The organism is Bacteroidota bacterium, from assembly GCA_017303905.1.
GTDB lineage: Bacteria > Bacteroidota > Bacteroidia > B-17B0 > Aurantibacillaceae > JAHEYG01.
In genome coordinates this window covers 315,503-341,399 of record JAFLBH010000005.1, presented here as the reverse complement: position 1 = coordinate 341,399, position 25,897 = coordinate 315,503, and the positions used below count along the sequence as shown (strand labels likewise).

Annotated in this window: 21 protein-coding genes and 1 tRNA gene; 12 read left to right on the top strand and 10 right to left on the bottom strand. The window is 37.0% G+C overall.

The window, feature by feature from the left end; translation table 11 throughout:
* The first annotated feature begins 80 nt into the window (after nucleotides 1-80).
* Nucleotides 81-455: a helix-turn-helix transcriptional regulator gene (locus J0L69_16810; protein ID MBN8694857.1), complete on the top strand. Its 375-nt coding sequence runs from the start codon at nucleotides 81-83 to the stop codon at nucleotides 453-455.
* Between the two features lie 33 nt (nucleotides 456-488).
* Here the strand turns inward: J0L69_16810 and J0L69_16805 are convergent.
* From J0L69_16805 to rimP, 4 genes are all read right to left on the bottom strand, one after another.
* Nucleotides 489-562, bottom strand: a tRNA-Ala gene (locus J0L69_16805).
* Nucleotides 563-639: 77 nt separating this feature from the next.
* Entirely contained in the window at nucleotides 640-3,399 is a 2,760-nt protein-coding gene (gene infB, locus J0L69_16800; protein MBN8694856.1) for a translation initiation factor IF-2, read from the bottom strand.
* 52 nt (nucleotides 3,400-3,451) lie between these two features.
* Nucleotides 3,452-4,708, bottom strand: a complete 1,257-nt coding sequence (gene nusA, locus J0L69_16795) for a transcription termination/antitermination protein NusA (protein MBN8694855.1) — start codon at nucleotides 4,706-4,708, stop codon at nucleotides 3,452-3,454.
* 13 nt (nucleotides 4,709-4,721) lie between these two features.
* On the bottom strand, nucleotides 4,722-5,189 hold the full coding sequence (rimP, locus tag J0L69_16790; GenBank protein MBN8694854.1) for a ribosome assembly cofactor RimP: 468 nt from the start codon (nucleotides 5,187-5,189) through the stop codon (nucleotides 4,722-4,724).
* Between the two features lie 204 nt (nucleotides 5,190-5,393).
* Here rimP and J0L69_16785 point away from each other — a divergent pair, with 204 nt between their 5' ends.
* The 4 genes from J0L69_16785 (at nucleotide 5,394) to rnc (ending at nucleotide 8,076) form a co-directional block, all read left to right on the top strand.
* Entirely contained in the window at nucleotides 5,394-5,711 is a 318-nt protein-coding gene (locus J0L69_16785; protein ID MBN8694853.1) for a hypothetical protein, read from the top strand.
* A gap of 133 nt (nucleotides 5,712-5,844) precedes the next feature.
* A complete protein-coding gene (locus tag J0L69_16780) occupies nucleotides 5,845-6,081 on the top strand; it encodes an acyl carrier protein (GenBank protein ID MBN8694852.1) in 237 nt (78 codons plus the stop codon).
* Between the two features lie 18 nt (nucleotides 6,082-6,099).
* Nucleotides 6,100-7,353, top strand: a complete 1,254-nt coding sequence (fabF, locus tag J0L69_16775) for a beta-ketoacyl-ACP synthase II (protein MBN8694851.1) — start codon at nucleotides 6,100-6,102, stop codon at nucleotides 7,351-7,353.
* Between the two features lie 9 nt (nucleotides 7,354-7,362).
* Nucleotides 7,363-8,076, top strand: coding sequence for a ribonuclease III (gene rnc / locus J0L69_16770; GenBank protein MBN8694850.1), 714 nt, complete (start codon nucleotides 7,363-7,365; stop codon nucleotides 8,074-8,076).
* Here the strand turns inward: rnc and J0L69_16765 are convergent.
* The 5 genes from J0L69_16765 to tnpA form a co-directional block, all read right to left on the bottom strand.
* Nucleotides 8,066-10,486: a tetratricopeptide repeat protein gene (locus J0L69_16765; protein MBN8694849.1), complete on the bottom strand. Its 2,421-nt coding sequence runs from the start codon at nucleotides 10,484-10,486 to the stop codon at nucleotides 8,066-8,068. The genes rnc and J0L69_16765 overlap by 11 nt on opposite strands.
* 49 nt (nucleotides 10,487-10,535) lie before the next feature.
* The gene (locus J0L69_16760; GenBank protein ID MBN8694848.1) at nucleotides 10,536-11,021 is read right to left on the bottom strand and encodes a hypothetical protein; all 486 of its coding nucleotides are present in this window, start codon (nucleotides 11,019-11,021) and stop codon (nucleotides 10,536-10,538) included.
* 9 nt (nucleotides 11,022-11,030) lie between these two features.
* Complete coding sequence (locus tag J0L69_16755) at nucleotides 11,031-14,045, bottom strand: DNA polymerase III subunit alpha (protein ID MBN8694847.1); 3,015 nt, start codon at nucleotides 14,043-14,045, stop codon at nucleotides 11,031-11,033.
* A complete protein-coding gene (gene dinB, locus J0L69_16750; GenBank protein MBN8694846.1) occupies nucleotides 14,045-15,229 on the bottom strand; it encodes a DNA polymerase IV in 1,185 nt (394 codons plus the stop codon). The genes J0L69_16755 and dinB overlap by 1 nt, the downstream gene beginning before the upstream one ends.
* A gap of 519 nt (nucleotides 15,230-15,748) precedes the next feature.
* The gene (gene tnpA / locus J0L69_16745; protein ID MBN8694845.1) at nucleotides 15,749-16,177 is read right to left on the bottom strand and encodes an IS200/IS605 family transposase; all 429 of its coding nucleotides are present in this window, start codon (nucleotides 16,175-16,177) and stop codon (nucleotides 15,749-15,751) included.
* A gap of 195 nt (nucleotides 16,178-16,372) precedes the next feature.
* On the opposite strand from tnpA, the gene pgeF reads away from it, so the two are divergent.
* Nucleotides 16,373-17,104 carry a peptidoglycan editing factor PgeF gene (gene pgeF, locus J0L69_16740; protein ID MBN8694844.1) on the top strand — a complete coding sequence of 244 codons (732 nt, stop codon included), beginning with the start codon at nucleotides 16,373-16,375 and terminating at the stop codon, nucleotides 17,102-17,104.
* Nucleotides 17,105-17,132: 28 nt separating this feature from the next.
* Nucleotides 17,133-17,585 (top strand): hypothetical protein, encoded by a 453-nt coding sequence (locus tag J0L69_16735; protein MBN8694843.1) that lies wholly within the window; start codon nucleotides 17,133-17,135, stop codon nucleotides 17,583-17,585.
* A 90-nt stretch (nucleotides 17,586-17,675) separates the two neighbouring features.
* Here J0L69_16735 and J0L69_16730 read toward each other — a convergent pair whose 3' ends face one another.
* Complete coding sequence (locus J0L69_16730; GenBank protein MBN8694842.1) at nucleotides 17,676-18,392, bottom strand: pyridoxine 5'-phosphate synthase; 717 nt, start codon at nucleotides 18,390-18,392, stop codon at nucleotides 17,676-17,678.
* A 133-nt stretch (nucleotides 18,393-18,525) separates the two neighbouring features.
* Here J0L69_16730 and J0L69_16725 point away from each other — a divergent pair, with 133 nt between their 5' ends.
* The 5 genes from J0L69_16725 to J0L69_16705 all read left to right on the top strand — a co-directional run bounded on the left by J0L69_16725 (nucleotide 18,526) and on the right by J0L69_16705 (nucleotide 25,876).
* Complete coding sequence (locus J0L69_16725; GenBank protein MBN8694841.1) at nucleotides 18,526-19,188, top strand: CBS domain-containing protein; 663 nt, start codon at nucleotides 18,526-18,528, stop codon at nucleotides 19,186-19,188.
* Nucleotides 19,189-19,290: 102 nt separating this feature from the next.
* Complete coding sequence (locus tag J0L69_16720) at nucleotides 19,291-21,156, top strand: histidine kinase (protein ID MBN8694840.1); 1,866 nt, start codon at nucleotides 19,291-19,293, stop codon at nucleotides 21,154-21,156.
* Complete coding sequence (locus J0L69_16715; protein MBN8694839.1) at nucleotides 21,153-21,893, top strand: response regulator transcription factor; 741 nt, start codon at nucleotides 21,153-21,155, stop codon at nucleotides 21,891-21,893. The genes J0L69_16720 and J0L69_16715 overlap by 4 nt, the downstream gene beginning before the upstream one ends.
* 106 nt (nucleotides 21,894-21,999) lie before the next feature.
* Entirely contained in the window at nucleotides 22,000-22,275 is a 276-nt protein-coding gene (locus J0L69_16710; GenBank protein ID MBN8694838.1) for a hypothetical protein, read from the top strand.
* 118 nt (nucleotides 22,276-22,393) lie between these two features.
* Nucleotides 22,394-25,876 carry a T9SS type A sorting domain-containing protein gene (locus tag J0L69_16705; protein MBN8694837.1) on the top strand — a complete coding sequence of 1,161 codons (3,483 nt, stop codon included), beginning with the start codon at nucleotides 22,394-22,396 and terminating at the stop codon, nucleotides 25,874-25,876.
* Nucleotides 25,877-25,897: the final 21 nt, after the last annotated feature.

The window sequence follows — 25,897 nt, the reverse complement described above, 5'->3', positions numbered from 1 at the left end:
TTGTTTTTATAAAGTTGCTAAATTTTGCTTTTACGAATTTAATACTAACTTTAAAGTAAGTTACTAACTTAATATAAATTATGCCTGATTTTCATTTTAACAATAAGTTGTATTATAACCCGGTGGAGTTTGCTATGGATAGAATTGGTGGCACCTGGAAAATGCCTATTTTATGGCGACTCAAAGAAAAAACCTTACGATATAAGGAATTAAAAAGCAGTTTACCGCGTATATCGGATAAAATGCTCAGTTCACAATTAAGGGAGTTAGAGGTTGATGGTTTTATTAGTAGAAAAATCTTCGCTGAAGTTCCGCCACGCGTTGAATACAGTTTAACAAAGCGCGGATTGAAGTCGATAAAAGTAATTGACCACATACGGAATTATGGAGTTTCGTTAATGAAAGAATTTGGTATAAGCGATGAGAAACTCAAAAAGCAGAAGAAACAGCTTTAAAATAAAATCCCCGCACGAAGCAGGGATTTTAGGTGGAGAATACCGGAGTCGAACCGGTGACCTCTTGCATGCCATGCAAGCGCTCTAGCCAGCTGAGCTAATCCCCCAAGATTTAATTTTTGAAATGAACATTTTGCGGCGGCAAATATAATACACAGTACTATATTTTACCGCCGAAATTTAATTAAAGTTTGGCTTTTACTTCTACCATTTCGTATCCTTCAATGATATCGCCAACTTTTATGTCGTTATATCCTTCGATGTTTAATCCGCACTCATAGCCTGCGGCCACTTCTTTCACATCATCTTTAAAGCGTTTCAATGAACCAAGTGCTCCGGAGTGAACTACAATACCATCACGTATAATACGAACTTTAGTGTTACGGTTTACTTTACCATCTAACACATAACAACCCGCAATAGTTCCAACTTTGGTAATATTAAACACTTCACGGATTTCGATATTACAAGTGATTTTTTCTTCAAACTCAGGCGCCAACATTCCTTCCATGGCCGCTTTTACTTCGTTAATAGCGTCGTAGATGATAGAATACAATCGGATATCGATTTCTTCTGTCTCAGCTAATTTACGAGCATTCGTAGAAGGACGAACCTGGAAGCCTACGATGATAGCATTTGAAGCAGATGCTAATAATACATCACTTTCACTGATGGCACCTACTGATTTGTGAATGATGTTTACCTGAACTTTTTCAGTTGATAATTTCAACAATGAATCTGCCAAGGCCTCAATAGAACCATCCACATCACCTTTAACAATGATGTTTAATTCTTTGAAATCACCAATCGCTAAACGGCGACCAATTTCATCTAATGTAATATGTTTATGTGTACGGATACCTTGTTCACGTTGTAATTGTAAACGACGTGTTGCGATTTCACGTGCTTCACGTTCATCTTCCATCACGTTGAATTTATCACCTGCTGTTGGTGCACCGCTTAATCCTAATACTTTAACAGGCGTAGATGGTCCGGCTTCCGTAACTTTCACGCCACGCTCGTTGAACATGGCACGAACTTTACCGCTGTAAGATCCGGCTAACATAACATCTCCAATACGCAGGGTTCCGTTTTGTACAAGAATGGTTGCAACGTAACCGCGACCTTCTTCCATCGATGCTTCAATAATACTGCCGGAAGCGTGACGTTTAGGATTTGCTTTTAAATCCATCATTTCAGATTCCAACAATACTTTCTCTAATAAGAGGTCAATGTTTTTTCCTTGTTTCGCAGAAACTTCCTGACACTGATATTTTCCACCCCATTCTTCCACTAAAATATTCATCACCGATAAACCTTCACGAATCTTATCCGGATTTGCGCCGGGCTTATCAATTTTGTTGATTGCAAAAATCATTGGTACACCGGCAGCTTGAGCGTGATTAATCGCCTCTTTTGTTTGAGGCATGATGCTATCATCGGCAGCTACCACAATAATGGCAACGTCGGTTACTTTAGCACCACGTGCACGCATCGCGGTAAACGCTTCGTGACCGGGAGTATCTAAGAATGTGATTGAACGGCCTGTTGGCAATTTTACGTTATAAGCACCGATATGCTGAGTAATACCTCCGGCTTCTCCGGCAACTACATTTGCTTTACGGATAAAATCAAGTAAAGATGTTTTCCCGTGATCAACGTGACCCATTACGGTAACGATAGGCGGGCGCCATTCTAAATCTTCAGGTTTGTCTACTTCTTCTTCTTTAACACTTTCAACATCTTCAGCAGAGGCAAATTCAACCTTATATCCAAATTCTTCAGCAACGATTGAAATAGTTTCGGCATCCAATCGTTGGTTAATGGATACGAATAATCCAAGAGCCATACACGTTGAAATAATATTTGTTACCGGCACATTCATCATCTGCGCCATTTGGTTTGCAGATACGAATTCGGCAACACGAAGCAATTTCTTGTCAGCTTCCATTAACTCTTGTTCTTCAGCCAAACGTTCACGTACTTCATCACGTTTTTCGCGACGGTACTTAGAAGTTTTAGACTTAGAACCTTTCTGACTTAATCGAGCTAAGGTTTCTTTAATTTGATTTTGAATTTCTTCTTCGGTTAACTCATGACGTGGTTTAGCTGCGCCTTTTTTACGAGGATCTCCATATTTTTCTTTTGCACGTTCCTTCGCTTTATCAGCTTGCTCTTTACCTACTTTTTTAATTTCCTCCTCTGATAAACCACCTTTACGAATACGCTTGCGTTTTTTCTTATCGGCATTTAAATCAGCTTGTGAAGGTTTTTTCTTATCGTCCTTAACCGGTAAATTAACTTTACCTAAAATTTTCGGACCGTCAAGTTTTTCGTAGCGTGTTTCAAGAAAATCAACTTTTTCTTCTTCCACAACCGGAGTTTCAGAAACAGGAGATTCAATAACAGGTTCTTCAACAACTTCTACTTTCTTTTTACCTTTCTTAGGTTCCTCTTCTGTTTTCTCTGCTTCCTTTTTCGATTTTTTATCAGGTTTAGTTTTTGTATTGATACTACTCAAATCAACTTTACCTAATACTTTTGGTCCTTCAAGATTATCAACTTCGGTTTTTACAACTTCAGTTTTTTCTTCCTCAACTTTTTTGGTTTTGGTTGCAACTTTAGCCGGTGCTATTTCTTTTATTACAACCTCTTCAGCTTGCTTTTCAGCTTCTTTTTGTTTGGCTTTTTTATCATCCAAGACAATAGTTTCGCGTTTAACCTTATTGATAGTTTGGGAAACTTGCTCAGCTTCTTCACGCGCACTTTTATCGCTTGAAAATTCTTTTAATAATAAAGAATATTCTTCCTCCCCGATTTTTGCATTCGGGTTATTCTCAACCGGTTTGCCTTTTGCGGTAAGAAATTCAACTATTTTCCCGAGGGATAAGTTAAATTCCTTGGCAACTTTGGTTAAGCGAAGTTGTTTTGATCCTTCTGACATATTTGTTTTTTACTCCTTTTCTTTTTTATTATAAAGCGCGTTAATTATTTAATTATTCGAATTCAGACTCTAATACTCGTCTTAAATCAGAAATCGCTTCTTCTTCTAATCCTGTACGACGCTTAATTTCATCATCACTTAATTCAAGCACTGATTTTGCAGTATCGCAACCAATCGCCTTTAGTTCATCAATAATAGCTGGTTCAATTTCGTCTGCAAATTCATCAAGATCTACGTCTTCAGTTTCTACATCAGTGTCAGTATCACGGTAAACGTCGATTTCATATCCGGTTAATTTGCTAGCTAATTTGATGTTAAATCCACCTTTACCGATAGCTAATGAAATTTGATCAGGGCGTAAGAATACATCAGCACGCTTATTCTCATCATCAATTTTAATTGAGGTTACTTTAGCAGGACTTAATGCACGTTGAATTAATAAACTTGAATTAGCCGTGTAATTAATTACGTCAATATTTTCGTTTTTCAATTCACGAACGATACCGTGAATACGAGAACCCTTCATACCAACGCAAGCTCCTACAGGATCAATTCTATCGTCGTAACTTTCAACGGCTACTTTAGCACGTTCGCCCGGTTCACGAACAATTTTCTTAATGGTAATTAATCCGTCAAAAATTTCAGGTACTTCTGTTTCAAATAGTCTTTCTAAGAAAACAGGCGATGTACGAGATACGATAATAGAAGGTGATCCGCCTTTCATTTCTACTTTAGAAACTACAGCTTTCACCGTATCGCCTTTTTTAAAGAAATCAGATGGGATTTGCTCGGTTTTAGGTAAGATTAACTCATTGCCTTCATCATCGATCAACATGATTTCTTTTTTCCATACTTGATATACTTCAGCAGTAATAACTTCACCAACACGCTCTTTATATTTGTTATATACTTCACTCTTTTCAAGCTCAAGAATTTTTTGAACTAAATTCTGACGGATAGCCAATACTGCACGGCGTCCGAAATCTTCCAATTTAACAGGTTCAGACACGTCTTCACCAATTTCAAAATCAGGTTCAATTTTTTTAGCATCTGATAAGCTGATGTGACGGTTTTCATCATAGTCGAAAGAATCTTCAGCAAACTCATCATCAACAATCTGACGGTTTTTCCAGATTTCAATATCACCTTTATCCGGGTTTACAATGATGTCAAAATTTTTATCGGTGCCGAATCTTTTCACAAGCATGCTGCGAAAAACGTCTTCAATGATACTCATTAATGTAGCACGATCGATGTTTTTGATGTCTTTAAACTCCGAAAACGATTCAATTAAGTTTGCGCCTTCCATGATTTCTGTTTTTTTAAAATTTAAGTTTGATTTTTGATTCTTTTATATTGTTTAATTGTATTTGATGTTCTTTAGTCACATTTATCTTTCCTTTACCAACCGGTTTGTTTTCGCGGCTTACCGTTTCAATTATAATACTGCCCGACGAATCCACCGCCTTTAAAGTGCCGGTTATTTTGGAAGCATCCGTTAGCACTATCTCAAAATCGCGACCAATATGTTTGTTATACTGACGCGCCATTTTAATTGGTTTGGTTGCGTCAGGCGAACTTACTTCCAGCGAAAAATCTTCCTTTTCTCTGTCGAGGCTACCTTCAATATGGCGACTTATACTCACACAGTCGTTAATCCCAATTCCATTGTCACCATCCACGTAAACCTCAATTTTATTACCCGGTAGCACTTTAATGTCTACCAGAAACAAGGAAGTGCCTTGAAGTTTCTCGTTCGCCAATTCTGCTATCTGCTCTTTCGTTATCATTTGATTTTGGCAAAAAAAGAGGGGACTTTCCGTCCCCTTTCTCTATCATTATTATTTTCGCATACAAAATTAACAATATTTTGTTCAATAAAAAAAATAATTTTATCGAACCTTTTGCCTTATTAGTCGTAATATTATTACAGAATTGCCTCCCTTTTGTACTTAAGAAGAGTAATAAGCATAATGCTTTAAATATATATTCCTATGAAAAACAGTTTAATAAATAGAATGTGGCTGAAGCGTTTTTTAGCGCTTAACATTCTGCTTTTCAGTTCTTTATTCGCTAATGCGGATTTTGGCGGAAAGTTAAAAAACACCGTAAGTAAAGAGTTTAACAGCTTAACAGGTATTTATATAATGGGCGGACTTATTGGTGCGGGATTATTGATTTATATCATTACGAATTACGTGTTTAAAGAGAAACAAGATCAGTTGCCAAAGGACGCTATGCAGCATTCTCAGCATAATCACCTGCGTCATAAAATGCGTCATTCTCATCACAAAGACGTGAAAAAGTCGTAATACTTTTGCGATTAATTATTGGTTCACAACTTATTAAGGATATTGTTAAAAGTCTGTTCCTTAAAAAGCATTCAATTATTTTGATATTTTACTGATAGCTCTATCTTTGTGCCAAATTTAAATTCTTTATAAAATGTCAGACATAGCAAACAAAGTAAAATCAATTATCGTTGACAAATTAGGTGTTGATGAAAAAGAAGTAACTCCGACTGCAAGCTTTACTAACGATTTAGGAGCTGATTCTTTGGATACAGTTGAATTAATCATGGAGTTTGAAAAGGAATTCAACATCGCGATTCCTGATGAACAAGCTGAAAAAATCTCTACTGTAGGTGATGCAATCACTTACATCGAAACTAACGCAAAATAATCGTTAATTTATTTTCTTATGCAATTAAAACGCGTAGTGGTTACCGGACTGGGTGCTATTACTCCATTGGGTAATAATGTTCAGGATTATTGGACTAACTTAATAAACGGAGTTAGTGGTGCGGCAAACATTACGCGTTTTGATGCATCTAAATTTAAAACACGCTTTGCTTGTGAAGTGAAGGGGTTTAATTTAGATGACTATTTTGACAAAAAGGAAGCCCGTAAACTGGACGCTTTTTGTCATTATGGTATTGCAGCATCCGTACAGGCGGTTGCTGATTCGGGCATTGACCAACCAGGCATTGATAAGAATGAAGTAGGTGTGATTTGGGGTTCAGGTATTGGAGGTTTAGATACATTCCAGACTGAAACTTTTGCGTTTGCGAAAGGGGATGGAACTCCACGTTTTAATCCTTTCTTTATTCCTAAAATGATTGCCGATATCTGTTCGGGTCATATCTCCATGCGTTTTGGTTTACGCGGTCCTAACTTTACTACTGTTTCTGCTTGCGCATCATCAACATCAGCTTTAATCGACGCTTTTACTTATATCAGATTAGGTAAAGCGAATGCTATTGTGAGCGGTGGTTCTGAAGCGGCAATCAATGAGAGTGGTATTGGCGGATTTAATTCGGCGCAAGCCATGAGTACACGCAACGATGATCCAACTCGTGCTTCTCGTCCTTATGATAAAACCCGTGATGGTTTTGTGTTAGGTGAGGGTGGAGTTGCTCTTGTTTTGGAAGAATTAGAACACGCTAAAGCACGCGGCGCAAAAATTTATGCTGAAGTAATTGGTGGAGGTATGAGTGCAGACGCACATCATATCACTGCTCCGCATCCTGAAGGTTTAGGTGCTACTCTGGTTATGCAGCGTGCATTAAGAGATTCAGGTATTACAGCCGATGTGGTTGATTACATCAATACACACGGAACAAGTACACCATTAGGTGATGGTGCCGAATTGAAAGCTATTGTTAATGTATTTGGAGAGCAAGCTTATAAAATGAACATTAGCTCAACTAAATCAATGACCGGACATTTATTAGGTGCTGCCGGAGCAATTGAAGGTTTAGCAACAGTTTTAGCTATTAAGAATGGTATTGTGCCTCCAACCATTAATTTCGAAACTCCGGATCCGGATATCGATCAAAAACTGAATTTGACAGTAAATAAAGCACAAAAGCGTAACATTGATGTTGCCATCAGTAATACATTTGGCTTTGGCGGACACAACGCTGCTGTTGTATTCCGCAAGTATAATCCATAATTTTTTCGCTTGCTAAAGCTATTAAGGGGATTTACACTCAAAAACTCTTCCGAAAAGGAACTTTCTAAAAGTTTAAAAAATGTATTGGGATTTACTCCCGGAAATATTTCTTTATACAAACAAGCCTTTTTACATAGTAGCAAGCGCGAGACCGTTAACAATGAACGCCTCGAATTTTTAGGCGACGCCGTTTTAGGCGCTGTTGTGGCCGAGTATGTTTTTAAATTATATCCTTATAAAGACGAGGGCTTTCTTACGCAACTGAGATCAAAGGTTGTGAACCGACAATCTTTACAACAGCTCGCGATTAAGTTTGGAATCGATAAATATTTGAAGACAGGAATCAAAGAAACCGAAAAGGGAAAGTCTTCGGCTTACGGCGATGCTTTTGAAGCTTTGATTGGCGCCATTTATCTGGATAAGGGATTTCCTGCATGTAAGAAATTTATTGTGCAACGTATTATCAAGCTGCATTTGAATTTAGACGAGTTAGCGAATACGGACTCAGACTACAAAAGCCAATTACAGATTTACACACAGAAAAATAAACTAAGTTTGGAGTACCGTTTACTGAGTGAAGAGCAACGCGGTCGGGATAAAATTTATACGGTTCAGGTGTTTATTAATAATGAACCTTATGTGAAGTTTGAGCATTACAGTAAACGCTCGGCTGAACAGAAAGCGGCACAGTTAACTTTAGAACAACTTTCAATTACACCCTAATTCCGATTATACAAATATCATCTACTTGAGATTGTTCACCACGCCAGGCTTCAATAGTTTGATTTAACGAATCGAGCTGGAATGTTAAAGGCTTTGAATTGATAGATAAAAGAAGCTCACGCAATTTTCCGTATTTGAATTTTTTTCCTTTGTCGCCACCAAATTGATCGGCATAACCATCACTAAATAAATAAATCATATCACCTTTAGTGAGGGATACACTTTCTTCTAAATACGGTTTTTTATCTGTAAAACCTCCAATGGATTGTCGGTTCGCAGCCAGCTCATAAAGCGCATATTCATCAAATTCGAGAATGGTTTTTCCAACCGGTTTTTCTGATTTTTTTCTAATTAACCAACATGGATTATGTGCTCCGGCAAAACTCATTTTGATTTCATTATTAGTTTGATGAAACGTACAAAACGCTAAATCCATTCCGTCTCGCACAGTAATTGATGAACGCAGAAGTAATTCTTCCAGTTTTTCATCCATACATTGTAATACTTCAGCCGGATTCTTGCAATTAAATTCATTAATAGACCTGTTTAAAAGATTATAACCTAATAAAGAAATGAAAGCTCCCGGTACACCATGACCGGTACAGTCTACAACAGCTAAATGTAATGTGTTTTGTTTTTTCTCAATCCAATAAAAATCGCCACTAACAATGTCTTTTGGCTTAAATAAAATAAAGGATTCACTGAAGTAATCATTTAGAATTTTATTATCAGGGAGAATAGCATCTTGAATGCGTTTTGCGTATTGAATGGAATCAACAATCTCTCTGTTTTTTTCTTCAATGATTTCTTTCTGTTGATTGATTGCAATGTTTTTACTCTCAACTTCTTCTTTTTGCTGAGTGATAATTTTATTTTGCCGGGTTAAAGTCTCCGAAATTTTCTTTTTATTTCTGTAATTACGGAATGTTACTGCCAATAAAACAAACATCAAAACAGAAACCAAAATGGCTGATATAGTGAAATACCTTTGCTTAGTTTGTTTGTTTTCAAAGTCTAATCTTTCCAGTTTAATTTGTTCAGCGTTTTTTAAACTGTCTGCCAGACTCTTCTTTTCAAATTCGTAGGAAAGTGTTTTAGTAAGTAATTCTTTTTTGGTTGTTTCGTTTCTTATCGAATCTGTTAACGCTATCTGGCGTTGTAAATAATAAAGCGCGTTTTTAAAATCTTTCTTGCGGTTATATGCCTCGTATAAACATTTGCAGGAAGCTTCTTCTCTTTCCGGGATTTGTAACTTTGTTCCTAACTCTAAAGCTTCTTTACAAATTTTAATAGCTTCATCTATTTTGTTTTTATATATAAAAACACTTCCGAGATTATTGAGTGCTGAAGCAACACCGTTCTGGTCTTTAATTTCTCTTCTTACTGCAAGTGCCCGTATAATATAATCTTCGGCCTTCTTAAGATATTCGTTGGCTTTTTCTTTTTCATTATGCTTAAGCATGGAATCGGTTAGAACATTATAGATGGTTCCTAAATTGTTAAGAGACGATCCGATACCTTTTTTATCGCCAATGGCTTCACGTATGGCCAGAGCTTTTTCATTTGTTTCAATTGATTTAGGATAATTTTTCTCGTGTTGAAAGTAAATGATGGCCATGTTATTCAACGCAACAGCTTCTCCTTTTTTATCATTTAATTCAAGATCAATTTCAAGCGATTTATTATAATATTTTAAGGCCGTCTTTCCATCACCTTGTTCAGCATGTAATAATCCCAAATTGTTATAGGTTTTTGCTACACCTTTCGTATCCCCTAAGGAATCTTTAATTCTTAAACTTTCCAGATAATAGTTCGAAGCGGCTTTATAATCTGCTTTTTTACCGGCAATCATTCCCAGGTTATTACACGCTGCGCCTACAATTTTAGAAACCCCTAATACTTTTCTGTTGTTATAATTTAACATAAAGTATCTTTCTGCTTCGTCCAAATTTGACAAATTCATTTCCACATTTCCCAGCGTATTATTACAAGCCGCAATTCCCTGCTCATCTTTTATTTTTTTATAGACTTCCAGAGCAGATTTGGCATAGTGTGTAGCTGAGTCGTTCTGACTTAAATAAAAATATCCGTTAGCTCTGGTCAGAAGAGCGGTGGCGTGAAGTTTTAATCCTTTTTGATGAAGTTTTTCATTTTTGGATGATTGAAGTTTTTGCCCTATTAAATCATATTCTTTAATAAAAATGAAGGCGCTGTCAACATTAAATAAAAGGTATTGTTCGGCAATAGCGGTGTAGGCATTTGCTTTACTGGAATCTTGCGTTACAGTTTTAACGACTTTAAATAAGCTGTCTAGTTTTTGTTTTTCGCTTTGAGCCAATGTTTTTTGACCAGCGATTAAAACTGTAAGTAATAGGAGAACGTAATTTATTTTGATGTTAAACTCCCTCATGCTATACAAATTTAGCAAATATTATCTTGAATAAATAGGAATACAGGAATCAGATTTTTATACCCATCTCTTCTAATTCCTTAATGTAATCATATTGCAAATCGGGATGTAAGGCAATCAGTAAGGTCTTAATCTTCTTAATTTCTGCAGTTTTGAGATTCACAAGCCTTGCGCTTTTTTCAATGGGTAAACGCGATTCTATTAGTTTTCGGCAATAATAAATATGTAAATCAACCGCTACCGATTTGTCACCAACATATTTTATGTATTTGTTTGTGATGCGTAAAATCTTTCTCAAAATATTTTTTGCATAATACAAATTCATGTCGGGATTAATTTCTGAGTAGAGTAAATCAATTTCTTGTTTTACCTGACTTACAAAGCCATCTTTATCGTGACTTTCAAAAAGTAAATAATCTAAATAGTCTTTGTTTTCTTTTTTGTATTTCGCTAAACTAATACATAATTCGGCAAGTCGGTTCGGCTCTAATTCTTGTAGCTCTTTTTTTATTTCATTTAACGACCCCGATTTCATAATTTAAAATTACATATAAATTATGTTTTGTTTTTCATCCGGCATTAAATTTTTCGGTTCGTTTACAGTTACATCATCGCGGTTCAGCATAGGCATGTGATGCAATTCTTGTACTTCAATGGTCAAGAAGTCAAATTCTTCGGTTACCTTACCTTTTATTAGGTAACAGCCTTTTCCTTTAAAGGGAAATGCTTTTGCAACCGGTGGAAAGTGGACGGTATCAATCCATAGCCCTTCAGCATCAATAAACGTTCCAAAATGCATGTAATCTCCTTTCGAAGTTTTTGTGTTTTTTTGTGTAACGAGATAGCCTGTTATTTCTACTACTTTACCAATGTGCTGTTTTAGTTGTGTGGCTGTTAGTGAGCGTATTTCTTCCGGATGGCGTAATAATTTAAATGGAGAAGTTAGTGTGAAGCCTAATATTTCCATTTCATCAAAAGCATCATCAATCCATGATGTGAATAAAGTAGGTAATTTGTATTTCTTTGGCTTTACATCAAATAATTCGGTTTCATGCGTTTTTTTCTGTATGGGATTTATACATGAATGTGCTTCCCACAGTAATTCTTTTTTATTTTTTCCTGTAAAATTAAATGCGCCAATGCGGATTAGCTGACGGATTTGATCTAATGATAAAGAAGTTCTTTTTATAAAGTCATACAGATTTTTGTAGAGACCATTTCTTTTTCGTTCCTGTAAAATAATTTCCGACGTGTGTGTTTCCAATTCGCCAATCAGCACTAAGCCCAAATAAATAGTTGAACCTTCAATACTGCAAAGCAGTTCGCTTTTATTAGTACAGGGAGGCATAATGGTAGCACCATGCATGCGCGCTTCATGCAAATATAAATCAACACGGTAAAATCCGCCTCCGTTGTTAAGTGTAGCTACCATGTACTCGAGGGGGAAATAGGCTTTTAAATAAAGCGCTTGAAAACTTTCTACGGCGTAACTGGCCGAGTGCCCTTTGGAAAAAGCGAAATTGGCAAAGCTTTCAATTTGTATCCAAATATCCTTCGTTATTTTTTCATCGTAGCCTTTGGCTTTACAGTTATCAAAAAACCTTTTTTCTACTTCGTGAAATTCGTTACGTTGTTTAAACTTCCACGACATGCCTCTTCGCAGATAATCTGCTTCAGCTAGAGATAAGCCGGCATACAGATGCGCTACTTTAATTACATCTTCCTGATATACCATCACACCAAATGTTTCTTTTAACAGATTGTAAAAAACAGGAAGCTCATCTTCAGCTTTTTTTCTTCTTGCTTTATCGCGGTATCTTAAAATATACTCACGCATCATCCCGCTTTTTGCAACACCCGGTCTTATGATTGAACTGGCAGCAACTAATCGTAAATAATCATCGGCTTGTAATTTGGCCAGCAACATTCGCATAGCGGGCGACTCAACATAAAAGCAACCAATGCATTTCCCAACCCGCAATAAGTCTTTTACTTTTTCATCTTCATAAAACTTTTTTACATCATGAATGTCAATTTCCGTTCCGCTGTTTAGTTTTATTAATTCCAAACTGTCTTTAATTTTTCCCAGTCCTCTCTGACTTAAAATATCAAATTTTGCCAGACCAATATCTTCAGCTTCCTGCATACTGAATTGTGTAGTAGCATAACCTTTAGGTGGCATGAAAGTAGCGCTGTATGCCATGATGGGTTCCTCCGAAATGAGAATACCACTGGCGTGAATGCTGAGGTGACTCGGATAATTTTGTATAAACGAACTGTACTTGAAAATTAACTGTCCGAAATTATCTTGCGGATGCAATTTTCTTTCTTTGAGATATTGAAGGTGTTCAATTTCATTTGGCGGCAATCCAAATACTTTTCCGAGTTCACGGATAACCGCATCGTTTTTGAAAGTAGAATAGGTGGCCAGTAATGCGGTTCGTTCCGGACCAAATGTTTCAAAAATGTAGCGCGTCATGTCGTCGCGGTCGGTCCACGAAAAATCTATATCAAAATCAGGCGGATTACTTCTGTTTTCATTAATAAAGCGCTCGAAGTATAAATCTAATTCTATCGGGTCTACATCCGTTATGCGCAGCAAATATGCAATCATACTATTAGCACCACTGCCGCGACCTACGTAATAATAGTTTTTATGTTGTGCGTATTTGATAATATCCCAATTAATAAGAAAGTAAGAAGCGAAATTCATTTTCTCAATGATGCGCAATTCTTTTTCTACCCGTTCTAAAATTTCCGGTTTCGGATGAGAGTAACGATAATATAGTCCTTTCAAACTTTCACTCCGTAAGAGTTCGATATCGTTTTGTACACTGTTGGTATAATGTTTCAGATTTTTGTTGCTCATTTTTCCAAACTCAAACTCAACTGAGCAACTGTTTAAAATGTGTGCCGTATTTTGGAGTGCTTTTGGGTAAGAGGAAAATGCAGATTCGATACGGGTTCTGTCATAGATGATATTGTTAGCATCCGCTTGTTCCTTCGCGGGAAGTTTGCTTAATAAGGTATTTCTGTCGATGGCGCGCAATAAGCGATGCGCATTAAAATGTTTTTTCTCAATAAAAGTAGCAGTTTGTAATACTACTAATTTGTGGTAATGGTGTTTGGCAGAGGAGAAGGGAAGCGAAGTGAGATCTTTTACGCTAACACCAATGAACTCATGTTCTTTAAGTATTTGTCCTTTATAATTAGATAACGGATATACAACAAACACATGATTGAATGAAGGAGCTTGTTTGTCAAACGGAATGTTATGATGAAGATGATAGGTAAGATGAGTATTAAGTTCTTTAAATCCTTCGTTGTTTTGTGCAATGCCAATGTATAATTGCTCAACGCCATTCCTGAAATCGATGCCTGGAATTATTTTTAAATCATATTCTTTACTTTGTCGTAGTGCATCTAGTATTGCCGATGTGTTATTGATATCAGATAAAACAAACTGAGTATAACCTCTTGATTTTGTTTCATTAAAAAGAGTTTCAGGACTTAATGTTCCGTAACCAAAGCTGTAGTATGTATGACAGTTTAGGAGCATTATTTTTTAATCCCGTTAAACGGATTAAAATCTCTTTGTTTAATTCCTACGCCGGCGGCACGTAATACGGCATCTGTTCCAAAACGTTTACGCATTTTATCCATGGCCTCATACAATTGTATTTGTTCCGTTCTATCATCAAACAAATCAAACTGATAAGTTCCCTGTATTAAATGACTAAAGCGTACTCCGATAAGTCGTACCAGCATGCGCTTTTGATACAATTTATTAAACAGTTCTTTTACTTTTTCTATTAATGTACTATCGAGAGCTGTATACGCAATGCGAGCTTGTGTAGAGTAAGTGTTGAAATCGGAGTAACGGATTTTAACGGTTACACAAGCTGTTAATTTTTCTTCGCTTCTCAATTGATAACATAATTTTTCTGTCATGCTGATGAGGTTGCGAATTAAAAAATCATTATCAATGGTGTCTTTATCAAAAGTACATTCGGTAGAAAGTGACTTCCGTTCATTATATGGTTCAACAGGGGATGTATCGATACCGTTAGCTTTTTTCCAAATAGAAATTCCATTTTCTCCCAAAACTTGTTGCATCAATTCAATGGGCATTTCCTGTACGGTTTTAATTTTTTCGATGCCCATTCCGCGAAGGATATGATACGTTTTATCACCAACCATTGGTATTTTTTTTACCGATAAGGGCGCTAAAAATATTTTTTCATCACCAAATGGAATTTGTATTTGTCCGTTAGGCTTGGCTTGATCAGTACCAATTTTAGAAACTGTTTTGTTGGCTGATAGTGCAAATGAAATCGGCAATCCGGATTCTTTAATTATTTTTTGACGTAATTCGGTAGCGAGTTTGTAGCAACCAAAAAAACGATCCATGCCGGTGAGATCAATATAAAATTCATCAATGGAAGTTTTTTCATACACAGGAACACTTTCTTTAATGATATCCGTTATCTCATTAGAATGTTTACTGTAGGCCTCATGATCGCCACGCACCACAACAGCTTGCGGACAAAGAAGGCGGGCGGTTTTCATGGGCATGGCAGAATGTATACCGAATGCGCGCGCCTCATAACTGCAGGAAGCAACAACACCTCTGTCGCCGGTACCGCCCACCAAAACAGGCATGCCGATTAACTTTGGATTAATCTTCCGCTCTACCGACACAAAAAAAGTGTCGAGGTCCATATGCATAACGTTGCGGTTCATTCGTAAAAAACAGGAGCAAAAACTCAAGGGAAAGTTACTACAATAGATAGCTTATTGTTGCTATGAATTATAGCATTATAGTAAAGGCCTGATTGGCAGAGGTAAGGGCGAGAAATGATTTCAGGGCTAAAGCCCGGAGGTAGTTGCGCGAGAGCGCATCGCCCTAAAGGGCGATGTTAGTTGAAGATAGAGTGCCTTTGTTCATCATTCTTGTTCACGATTACGCTTCTCTTCACATTTATACTTTAGGGTATGAAGGGCGATGTTAGTTGAAGATAGAGTGCCTTTGTCCACCATACTTTTTCATGATTATGTTTTTCTTCACATTTATACTTTAGATCATGAAGGGCGATGTTAGTTGAAAATAAAGTACTATTGTCCACCATACTTTTTCATGATTACGTTTTTCTTCACATTTATACTTTAGGTTATGAAGGGCGTGTAATGTTGAAGTTAGCGGTTATGGCCTGCATCTCCGCCCTTTAGGGCGGTGTACTTTAGACGTATAGTTGATGGGCTTTAGCCCTGAAACTGAGAATGTGTTTTCAAAAAGGATTCACACTCTTCTTTAAATAGAATCTTTCTATGATGTTCTTCCTGATTTTTAATATAATTCCTAATAGCATATAATTGGGATCCACTCACGGAAGCTGCGTAATATTCATCAGCCCATTCAAATTTCAGAGTAGTAATTTTATTTTTGTTTATCCAAAATGCAGATTCCCCTTTAATTAAGTTCATTGTTTTAGCGATACTTGTGTCGGCATTTAATGCCAGTAAACAATGTAAATGTTCACTAGCCCCGTTAATGCAATCAACGTGAATTTGCTTTAGTACTGCGTTTTGTTTAATATGATTTATTACAGCGGTTTTCACCTCGGGAATTAAAAAGGGATAGCGGTTTTTCGTTCCCCAAACAGCGTGAATATAGATGTTTACGTATGCCATAATTTCAGGGCTAAACCCCGTAGTTGTTAGTATATATCCGCCTTGAAGGGCGAGTTTTTGACAGTTTTATTAAGCACAAAATTAAGCGGGAATACCCCAAAGTTCTTGCTATAAATGATAGCAAAATCGAATTTAGTTGAGAACAGATTGTACAGATATCTATTATTTACAAATCATTTTCTAATTTTATTCCCAATGCTCATTCCTTCAATATTCAAACCACACAATCTCATCGCTGCGCAAAGTACGCGTTTAAATGATTTATTGCAGCAGGCCGGCAAGAAGCCTGTCACTGAATTCAGTAATGAAAACGATTTATTCGACCGTCATCAAACCCGCGATGAGTTTTTAAATCAGTTAGGTATAACAATTGATCAGCTTGCATACAGTCATCAGATTCATGACAATAAAATATTGGTAGCTGACAAGCCGCAAGGCGCTGAAGGTTATGATGCCATAATTACGAACAAGCCAAATGTGTATGCGTGCGTTACTATTGCTGATTGCACGCCGGTTTTAATTTATGATACAAAGAATAAAGCGGTTGCAGCTATTCATGCAGGATGGAGGGGAACTGTAGCAAAGATTGTAAGCGAAACAATGAAGTTAATGCAGGAGCAATATGGAACTAAGGGCGAAGACTGCCTTGCTTTTATTGGAGCCTGTATTGGTAAAAACAATTTTGAAGTAGGGGAGGAAGTAGCCATTCATTTTTCGGAGGATGAAAAATGGTATAACACGAGCAAGAATAAATATTATGTTGATTTAAAATTGGCGAATAAAAAGCAGTTAATACAATTCGGTGTGAAGGAAAATAACATTGAAATATCGGATCGTTGCACTATTTCCGATAATGCTAAATTTTATTCATATCGTTTGGAGAAAGGGAAAACTGGAAGAATGCTGGCTTTGATAGGAATAAAATAATTTTAAAAAAACAGATAGTTAGAATTTTATGGAAGACGATTGGTTTGTAGATAACCCCAACGATGACGATTTTAATCGAAAACAAAAGCACAAAAGTAACATGCCGATTTATCAGAAGGCAATGGATATTTTGAAAACAGCAAGGTTGTTAGGATCAACATTGAAAGGTGATGATAAGGAGATGTATGAATTTCACCTTAACGAATCAGCTCTGATGATGGTGACAAAAATAGCAGGAGCGGTTGGAAGTGGCAGTTGGCTAATTGCAATGCAGAATGCTGCTATAGTCAGATGGCATGCAGAATGGATGTTGACAGCTACAACAGGACTGAAACATATGACTGAAGCGGATAAGAATTACGTTAATGTTTTGAGAATTGATATTGAAGAGTTCCGTGAATTGTTTAAAGCGTGGGTAAAAGAGATACATAAAATGGAGAAAGATGATTTTGATGATGAGTGGGGATTGTTCATTCGTTAGTTTGGAAATGGCTTCGATAAACTAAACATCCGTGGTTTAATAAATTAATTTTTTCAAGTGAATGTGGTCACTGAGCTTGTCGAAGTGCCGTTAGCCTAATTCTCGTAAATACATCTGAACTGTATTCTCTAAGCCAAAATAAAGCGCATCGCTTATCAGAGCGTGTCCAATTGAAACCTCCAATAAACCTGGAATATTTTGTTTGAAAAATTTTAGATTATCTAAATTTAAATCGTGCCCCGCATTAATACCTAATCCCAATTCATTAGCACGAATAGCGGCTGCAGTAAACGGTTTAATAATTTCTTCCCGTTTTTCTTTGTAATAATGCGCGTAGCTTTCGGTGTATAATTCTATTCTATCGGTTCCGGTTTCTTTGGCACCTTCAACCATTTTAAGATCCGCGTCAACAAAAATAGAAGTACGGATGCCCGCATTTTTAAATACAGCAATAATCTCTTTTAAGTAATCTCTATTGGAAATCGTATCCCATCCGTGATCAGAGGTTAATTGTCCGGTTGAGTCGGGAACCAAAGTTACCTGGGTTGGCTTAACGGCTAAAACAAGATCAACAAATTTTTGTTCTTTAGGATTTCCTTCAATGTTAAACTCGGTTTTTACAACTTTTTTAAGTTCGTAAACGTCGGCATATTTTATATGTCTTTCATCCGGGCGTGGGTGAACCGTTATCCCTTCTGCGCCAAAGCGTTCAATGTCAATAGCCGCCTTAATTAAATCAGGCATATTGCCGCCTCTTGAGTTACGGAGTGTGGCAATTTTATTGATGTTTACGCTTAGTTTAGCCATTTTGAGTCCACAAAGCTAAGCAATATGTGTAAAATTCTGACGTTTTAAATAAATATTAATTATTGCTAAAAGGGCGCAACTAGTTAATAAAATTTACGTTTAAAATAATAAGATTGATTAAATTTGAAGGTAGATGTTAGTTTCTGATCTTATAACCGACGAAATACCGCCACTGAAGCTGAGTGATACTGTAGAGATGGCGCTAGACTGGATGGAGCAATTTAAAGTTTCTCACCTTCCTATTGTAAATAATCATGAATTAATCGGTGTTGTTTCCGAAAGTGATTTATTGGATTATAATAAACCCGAAGAAACATTTAAGCAAGCACAATTACCGCTTATAAAACCTGTTATTCATCATCATCAACATGTTTACGACTTACTGAAGTTAATGACTTCTTTAAATCTAACGGTGATGCCGGTGTTGGATGATAACGAAAAATTTAAAGGTTCCATTAGTTTAAAGGGTTTCGTGCAAAATCTCTCTAACTTAATTTCTGTTCAAAATCCGGGTGGTGTTATTGTGTTAGAGTTAAATCAAAACGATTATTCTATCACGCAAATCGGAAATATCATCGAGGGAAATGACGCAAAGGTGTTAAGTCTGCATGTTTCCGGTCAGCCCGACAGTAATAAGATTGAGGTGACTATTAAGGTTAATAAAGAAGATCTTTCACGCATTATCCAAACTTTTAATCGTTATAACTATACGATTAAAGCTACCTTCCAGCAAAGCGACTACCAGCTTGATTTAAAAAACAAACTGGATGAGTTCATGCATTTCCTGAATATCTAAAATGCAGATTTTAGTAAAATCACATCATTTATTTAAAAATTAGGTACAGCTGTTTAGAAATCTGATTCGTCTGGCTTCAATTTCTTTATATTTGAATCAGATATGCGACTGATACTTACAACATTTGTCCTTTTATTATTTATCCCGTTTTTACAGGCTCAACAATGCGCTTGTCTTAATTACGTTAAGATGCAAGAGCAAATGGATAGTTTGGTAGATATTGCCGACTATGAAAAACTAAACAATGAAATAGAGCGCCTCCTCGCTAACGGTATCGATGAATGTAAAGCGTACGCTTACGTGTATCAGGCTGAAATGGTGATTAAAAACGCGCAAACCGATTCGGCACAAGTATTATTGGATTTAGCCGGAAATTTATTTGAAAAAGGCGGCACGTCTGAAGCTTGTAAGTACCGATATTATTTTGAATGCGCCGAACTGGCTTTCTATAATAACAATTACGAAAAGGCTCTTGAGTACGGATTAAAAATGATGGAGCTTGCAAACACAGAAAAAAGCACATTGAAATTGGCAGAATGTAATTTACGTGTTGCAAATATTTTTGTAAAAATGAGTCAGCCTGAAAAGGCACGTGATTATGCCATCGCGGCAAAGAATTACATCAGCCGTTTACCGGAATCCTATAAAAAATATCATTTATACAATATTCTTGCTAACCGTTACAACAACATGTATCAGGATTTTAAGGAAAGGAAATACCTCGATACCATTGAAATGTTTATGGGAGGCATTCGTGCTCATGCTGTTAAGTTAGGTCCGTATAATCGTTTATTAGAACAATACTATCGAAAGAAAGCATTCTTGTCTTTAAAGGTAAAAGACCTCGATAATTCTTTGAAGTTTTTGGATAGCGCACATAATATCGTGCGTGTATTTCCGATGCGTGTGGAGTTGTATTCTATTAACGGGGATAAAGCCAATATTTACCGTAAGAAAAAACAATTTGATATCGCGGAAAAATATGCTGACTCCAGTTTAATGCACGCACTCAATGAAAATGTAGTATCATCGGTTATAAATGCTTACGATATTGTATACATGGTGGCGCGCGATGCAGGAAAATCGGATAAAGCATTGTGGGCATTCGAAAACATGACGCGCATCAATGATAGCATCATTGATGTAAAGAATACCGGTAAGATTGCTGAATTGGAACAGAAATATAATAAAGCTCAAAACGAAAAAACCATTCGCGAGTTAAATCAGGAAGCGGAAATTAAAAATTTACGTATCAGAGTACTTGCTATTGGTATCGCATTAACTATACTTCTGATTATTGTGATTATATTCTTTTACCGCCAAAGTTTAATTAGGAACCGTCAGAAAGTTTTAGAAACCGAACAGCGTTTGAATCGTTCTCGTATTAATCCACATTTCTTTTTTAATGCCATAACAATGTTACAGGGAATTGCGGTTAAGGAAAACGACGGCAAAAAGGTAGCACTCAATTTATATAAATTCAGCAGCCTAATGCGTCAAACATTGGAGAGTTCATATAATGATTACGTTTCTATCGATACTGAGTTAGAGTTCATACAGAAGTATATAGAACTCCAGCAATTAAAAGAACACGATAAATTTTCTTTGGAGACAACTATTTCCAATGATGTTGAAACTTCTGAGACACTTATTCCTTCTATGTTGATTCAACCGTTTCTTGAAAACTCTATTGAGCATGGATTTGGAAGCATTGACTATAAAGGGAAAATTGACCTTAATTTTGAAATCAGAAACAATGATTTATGTATAGTGATTAAGGATAACGGAGCCGGTATCAGTAAGGGGTCAGAAAATCCAAACAAACACATTTCGCGTGCCATGCAAATCACGAAAGACCGACTATATTTATTAAATAAGGAAAAGAAGTCGAATGCAAGCTTCAGTGTTAATGCAAACGAGCCGAATGGTGTGAAAATAGAAATAATATTACCTTTAATATATAAATGAAGGCACTCGTAATAGATAATGAAAAAAATATCCGAACAACGGTTGTCGATTTGATAACGGCATTTTGTCCGCAAATTACTTCTGTTTCCGAAGCAGACGGTGTTGTTAGTGGCTTAAAAAAAATTCACGAATTGCAACCTGATATTGTTTTTACGGACGTGGAGATGGATGATGGAACAGGCATGGATATGCTGTCAAAGTTAAGTGAGATAAAATTTCAGGTAATTTTTATTACGGCACATAATAAGTATGCGATAGATGCCTTCAGATTTAGCGCCATCGATTTTTTAACCAAGCCAATCAATCCTGATGAATTAGCAAAGAGCGTGCAAAAGGCAGAGAGTAATATTAAGAATAAATTATTTCTGGAGCAGGTGGCGGTTATGAATGAAAGAAACCTGGCTAAATCAGAAAAGAAAATTGTTTTGAAAGAATTAGATGCTATTCATATTATTAAAGTCAAAGATTTAATTTGCTGTGAGGCTTCCGGTATTTACACTACCTTTTTTATTGATAACAATAAACAAATAGTCGTTTCAAAAAATTTAAAGGAGTATGAAGAAATTCTTGAGCCGTATGATTTTTTACGTGTTCATAATTCTTTTTTAATTAACGCCAATAAAATTGAAAAATTCGAAAAGAATGATGGTGGCTTTTTGATTATGGAAGGAGGACAACGCGTACCGGTTTCTCAACGAAAAAAAGATGTGGTTATCAGCTTTCTGAAAAATTTCTGATTCATAGGTTCATTACAATACTTCATTTATTCATTAGTTATAGTCAGTTGTTAATCCAAAGGGTTTAGAGCGCTCATTGTTTGTAAACTTGTACTGATTAATTACAATGGTATTCAACAGTAAGCCTCTTCATATTTCTAGCGTTCGTCTTAAGGGAATCACGAAAGTGTATTATAAAAATCTTAACAATGTGCTTTCTTGTTTGGATAGCACCAATATGTTTTTGAATACCCATCAGTTTGTTAATTTTCTAACGCAGGCAGAGGATTTATTGACCAAGCTTAAAAAATCGGATGAGCAAGGTAATTATACCGATATGGAGAATGAGTTGAATGCTCACAAGGAGCAATTCATGAAGTGGCAAGCCAGCCTAACCGCATAATCCTCAAAAACACAGGTATTAGTCTAAATCCATCACTTATTAGTTGGTTTGAGGCATTATTTGGATTCTGCTTTTTAAGCTAAGGTATATGCTGAATTTAGCTTTAAAATCAAAAGCAATGAAAAGAAAATTACTTACCATTCTGGCTCATTTATTTCTAATGAGTTTTGTCGTTTACTCACAAACCTGGAATACACAAGTTTCAGGAACTACACAAAACCTAAGATCAGTTCACTTTCCAACAGCTCAAAATGGATGGGCAGTAGGTGACGGCGCAACGATACGAGTAACATCCAACGGCGGACAAACGTGGTCGGCTCAATCTTCGCCATTTACAAATGCAAACCGTGATGTTACATTTTTATCGGCTACAACAGGATTTATAGTAGGTGATGTGGGTTTGTTAATTAGAACAACAAACGGAGGAACTACTTGGGCTGCCCCTGCTGTAACGTATCTTAATTCGCCCAATATACATGGAATAAGTTTTGGCAGCTCAACAACAGGTTACGCGGTAGGTACATCCGGTAGTTGGTTTAAAACCACAAACGGAGGAGCAAACTGGGCGCAACAAAATAATTTGATAGGAGCCACAACTAATAATTGGTATAAAGTTTTCTTCATTAATGCAACTACAGGATGGGTTGTTGGAGCCGGTGGTGCGGTAGCAAGAACTACTAATGGCGGTACATCCTGGACAGTGAATACTATTGGAGTAACAACTGATATAAATGATGTTTATTTCGTTTCAACAACTCAAGGATGGGCAGTTGGTAACAATGGTGTTATTCGTACGACAACCGATGGTGGTGTAAATTGGACCGCGCAAACGTCGGGTACAACACAAAACTTGCAACATGTTCAATTTGTTTCGGCAACACAAGGTTGGGCAGTTGGCGCCAATGGTGTTATTTTAACTACAGCTAACGGTGGTACAACATGGACAAGCCAAGCTTCAGGCACAACAAATTTATTATTGGGATTACACATGAATAGCTCTACTCAGGGTTGGGCTGTTGGTACAGCGGGTACGATACTTTCATTTTGTTCAGCACCATCTCAACCGGGTACTATTTCAGGACCTGTTTCTATTTGTCCAAGTGTAACTGCAACTTATAGCGTAGCACCTGTTGGTGGCGCAAATTTTTATACGTGGTCAATTCCTTCCGGTTGGACAGGCACTTCATCGAATAATACAATTTCTGTTACATCAGGAACCGCATCAGGTACATTTAGTGTTTATGCACATAGTGGTGGTTGCAGATCTTTGGTAAGAACTTTATCAGTTACAACTTTAACTGTTCCTGCGCAACCCGGAACAATTTCCGGTTTAATAAATGTTTGCCAATCTGCAACTGAGATTTATAGTGTTACACCAGTGGCAGGTGCAACAACCTATTCATGGGCAATACCTGCTACATGGGCAGGAACATCCACAACAAACAGTATCAGCACAACAGTTGGAACAGTGAATGGTAATATTGCGGTTAGAGCGGGGAATGGGACATGTTGGTCAACAATCAGAACTAAGGCAGTAAATACTAATTCTGTTCCTGCACAACCCGCAGCTATTGCCGGTAATACATTGGTGTGTCCTTATTCATTAAATACTTACAGTATTGCTCCTGTTGTTGGAGCGACAAGTTATTCATGGCAAAAACCTGTGGGTTATGGTGGAACATCAGGAACCAATACAATTGGAATTACGGCGGGTTCTGCAGCCGGAACAATAACAGTATCGGCAATGAATGGTTCATGCGCTTCTCCTTCAAGAACATTAGCGATTACACTTCATACAGTTCCCGCAGTACCTTCATTTATTTTCGGTCCAAGTACAGCTTGTATTAATAGCACTACTATTTATAGTGTTTCGCCAATTTCAGGCGCAACTACCTATTCGTGGAATTTACCCGGAACATGGACCGGCACTTCTACTACTAATACAATTAGCGCATTAGTTGGAGCAGCAGGAGGAAGTGTATTTATAGCTGCGGGTAATTCAAATTGTTATAATTTGTCGACATATAAAACGGTATCTGTAACAGCTTCTCCAACGGTTGTAGTAAGCTCAAGTACTTCTAATATTTGTCCGGGTAGTAGCGTTGGATTATCGGCAACGGGTGCTACTACTTATACATGGAACACCGGTTCAACCTCTGCATCAATTAATGTTACGCCTACTTTAAGTACAACGTATACCGTTACAGGTACAACAGGCGGATGTACCAATTCAAAAACAATTTCCATAACCGTTTCGCCAACTCCAACAGTTAATACCACCGCTAGTTCTGCTACAATTTGTTCGGGTGGGTCGTCTACACTTACTGCAACAGGTGCATCATCTTATACATGGAATACCGGGGCAACGACTGCAGCAATTGCAGTGTCGCCAAGTGTGGCAACTACCTATACAGTAACAGGAAGTAACGGAACTTGCAGCTCATCACGAACAATTACTATTTACAATGATGCGCCAAATTTATTGGTGAATTCAACAGCAACCACAATTTGCACAGGAGGATCATCAACATTAACTGCGAGTGGTGCTTCCACTTATTCTTGGAGTACAGGAGCAACAGGTAATTCTTTGGTGGTGTCACCTTCTTCAAATACTACGTACTCTGTTATTGGTATCAATGGGATTTGCAGTGCAACTTCGGCCATATCGATAAATGTAAGTTCTGCCATTAGTATGAATATAATTCCATCGGCTTCTGTTTCTTGTTCGGGCGCTCCTGTTGTATTAACCGCTTCAGGTGCTTCAACCTATACCTGGAATACTGGTTCTAACTCAACGACTATTTCAGTTACACCATCAGTGTCTACAAATTATACTGTTAACGGAACCAGCGGAACATGTTCAGGAAGCACCGTAATAACAATAGGAGTAAGTACAAATCCAAGTGTAAACAGTATAACATCGAATTCAACAACTTGTGCAACCGCTATACCTCAATCTGCTACGTTAACCGCGTCAGGTGCTTCAACGTATAGTTGGAGTACAGGTGCCGGTTCAGCTTCTACTGTAGTTTCTCCAAGTGTCACAACAACCTATACTGTTACCGGTACAAATGCATCTGGATGTAGTAACTCATCTCAAATCACTGTTACGGTTCATCCATTACCAACAGTGAATGTGATAACAAGCAGTCCTATTATTTGTACTCAACCAACACAACAAACAGCTACATTAACTGCAAGTGGTGCGAGTACTTATAGTTGGAATACAGGTGCTACAACAGCTATCGTTGCGGTGAGTCCGAGTACAACAACAACATATACTGTAACCGGTTATGACGCGAATGGTTGTGAGAACACATCAGTGTTTACACAATCCGTATCTGTGTGTTCAGGTGTAGAAGAGCAAGTGATTAGCAATGAATTTACAGTATATCCAAATCCTAACAACGGTTCATTTAGTATCCGTACTTCAATTGGTGGTGTATTTGAAATATATAACCAATTAGGGCAAGTTATTTTCAACTTTGAAAAAGAGGAGGGGGTAGAGGAGACCATAAAAATTGATAATCTCGCTGAGGGTGTTTATTACATGCATTCAAATTCAGCGAAACTGCACAAGAAAATAATTGTGACGAAGTAATGTGTGTAGTTTATTTGGTAA

Bases quoted from the DNA above. Each gene is read 5' to 3' on its own strand.
- J0L69_16810 (MBN8694857.1), top strand. From the start codon at position 81: ATGCCTGATTTTCATTTTAACAATAAGTTGTATTATAACCCGGTGGAG.
- infB (MBN8694856.1), bottom strand. From the start codon at position 3,399: ATGTCAGAAGGATCAAAACAACTTCGCTTAACCAAAGTTGCCAAGGAA.
- nusA (MBN8694855.1), bottom strand. From the start codon at position 4,708: ATGGAAGGCGCAAACTTAATTGAATCGTTTTCGGAGTTTAAAGACATC.
- rimP (MBN8694854.1), bottom strand. From the start codon at position 5,189: ATGATAACGAAAGAGCAGATAGCAGAATTGGCGAACGAGAAACTTCAA.
- J0L69_16785 (MBN8694853.1), top strand. From the start codon at position 5,394: ATGAAAAACAGTTTAATAAATAGAATGTGGCTGAAGCGTTTTTTAGCG.
- J0L69_16780 (MBN8694852.1), top strand. From the start codon at position 5,845: ATGTCAGACATAGCAAACAAAGTAAAATCAATTATCGTTGACAAATTA.
- fabF (MBN8694851.1), top strand. From the start codon at position 6,100: ATGCAATTAAAACGCGTAGTGGTTACCGGACTGGGTGCTATTACTCCA.
- J0L69_16765 (MBN8694849.1), bottom strand. From the start codon at position 10,486: ATGAGGGAGTTTAACATCAAAATAAATTACGTTCTCCTATTACTTACA.
- J0L69_16760 (MBN8694848.1), bottom strand. From the start codon at position 11,021: ATGAAATCGGGGTCGTTAAATGAAATAAAAAAAGAGCTACAAGAATTA.
- J0L69_16755 (MBN8694847.1), bottom strand. From the start codon at position 14,045: ATGCTCCTAAACTGTCATACATACTACAGCTTTGGTTACGGAACATTA.
- dinB (MBN8694846.1), bottom strand. From the start codon at position 15,229: ATGAACCGCAACGTTATGCATATGGACCTCGACACTTTTTTTGTGTCG.
- tnpA (MBN8694845.1), bottom strand. From the start codon at position 16,177: ATGGCATACGTAAACATCTATATTCACGCTGTTTGGGGAACGAAAAAC.
- pgeF (MBN8694844.1), top strand. From the start codon at position 16,373: ATGCTCATTCCTTCAATATTCAAACCACACAATCTCATCGCTGCGCAA.
- J0L69_16735 (MBN8694843.1), top strand. From the start codon at position 17,133: ATGGAAGACGATTGGTTTGTAGATAACCCCAACGATGACGATTTTAAT.
- J0L69_16730 (MBN8694842.1), bottom strand. From the start codon at position 18,392: ATGGCTAAACTAAGCGTAAACATCAATAAAATTGCCACACTCCGTAAC.
- J0L69_16725 (MBN8694841.1), top strand. From the start codon at position 18,526: ATGTTAGTTTCTGATCTTATAACCGACGAAATACCGCCACTGAAGCTG.
- J0L69_16720 (MBN8694840.1), top strand. From the start codon at position 19,291: ATGCGACTGATACTTACAACATTTGTCCTTTTATTATTTATCCCGTTT.
- J0L69_16715 (MBN8694839.1), top strand. From the start codon at position 21,153: ATGAAGGCACTCGTAATAGATAATGAAAAAAATATCCGAACAACGGTT.
- J0L69_16710 (MBN8694838.1), top strand. From the start codon at position 22,000: ATGGTATTCAACAGTAAGCCTCTTCATATTTCTAGCGTTCGTCTTAAG.
- J0L69_16705 (MBN8694837.1), top strand. From the start codon at position 22,394: ATGAAAAGAAAATTACTTACCATTCTGGCTCATTTATTTCTAATGAGT.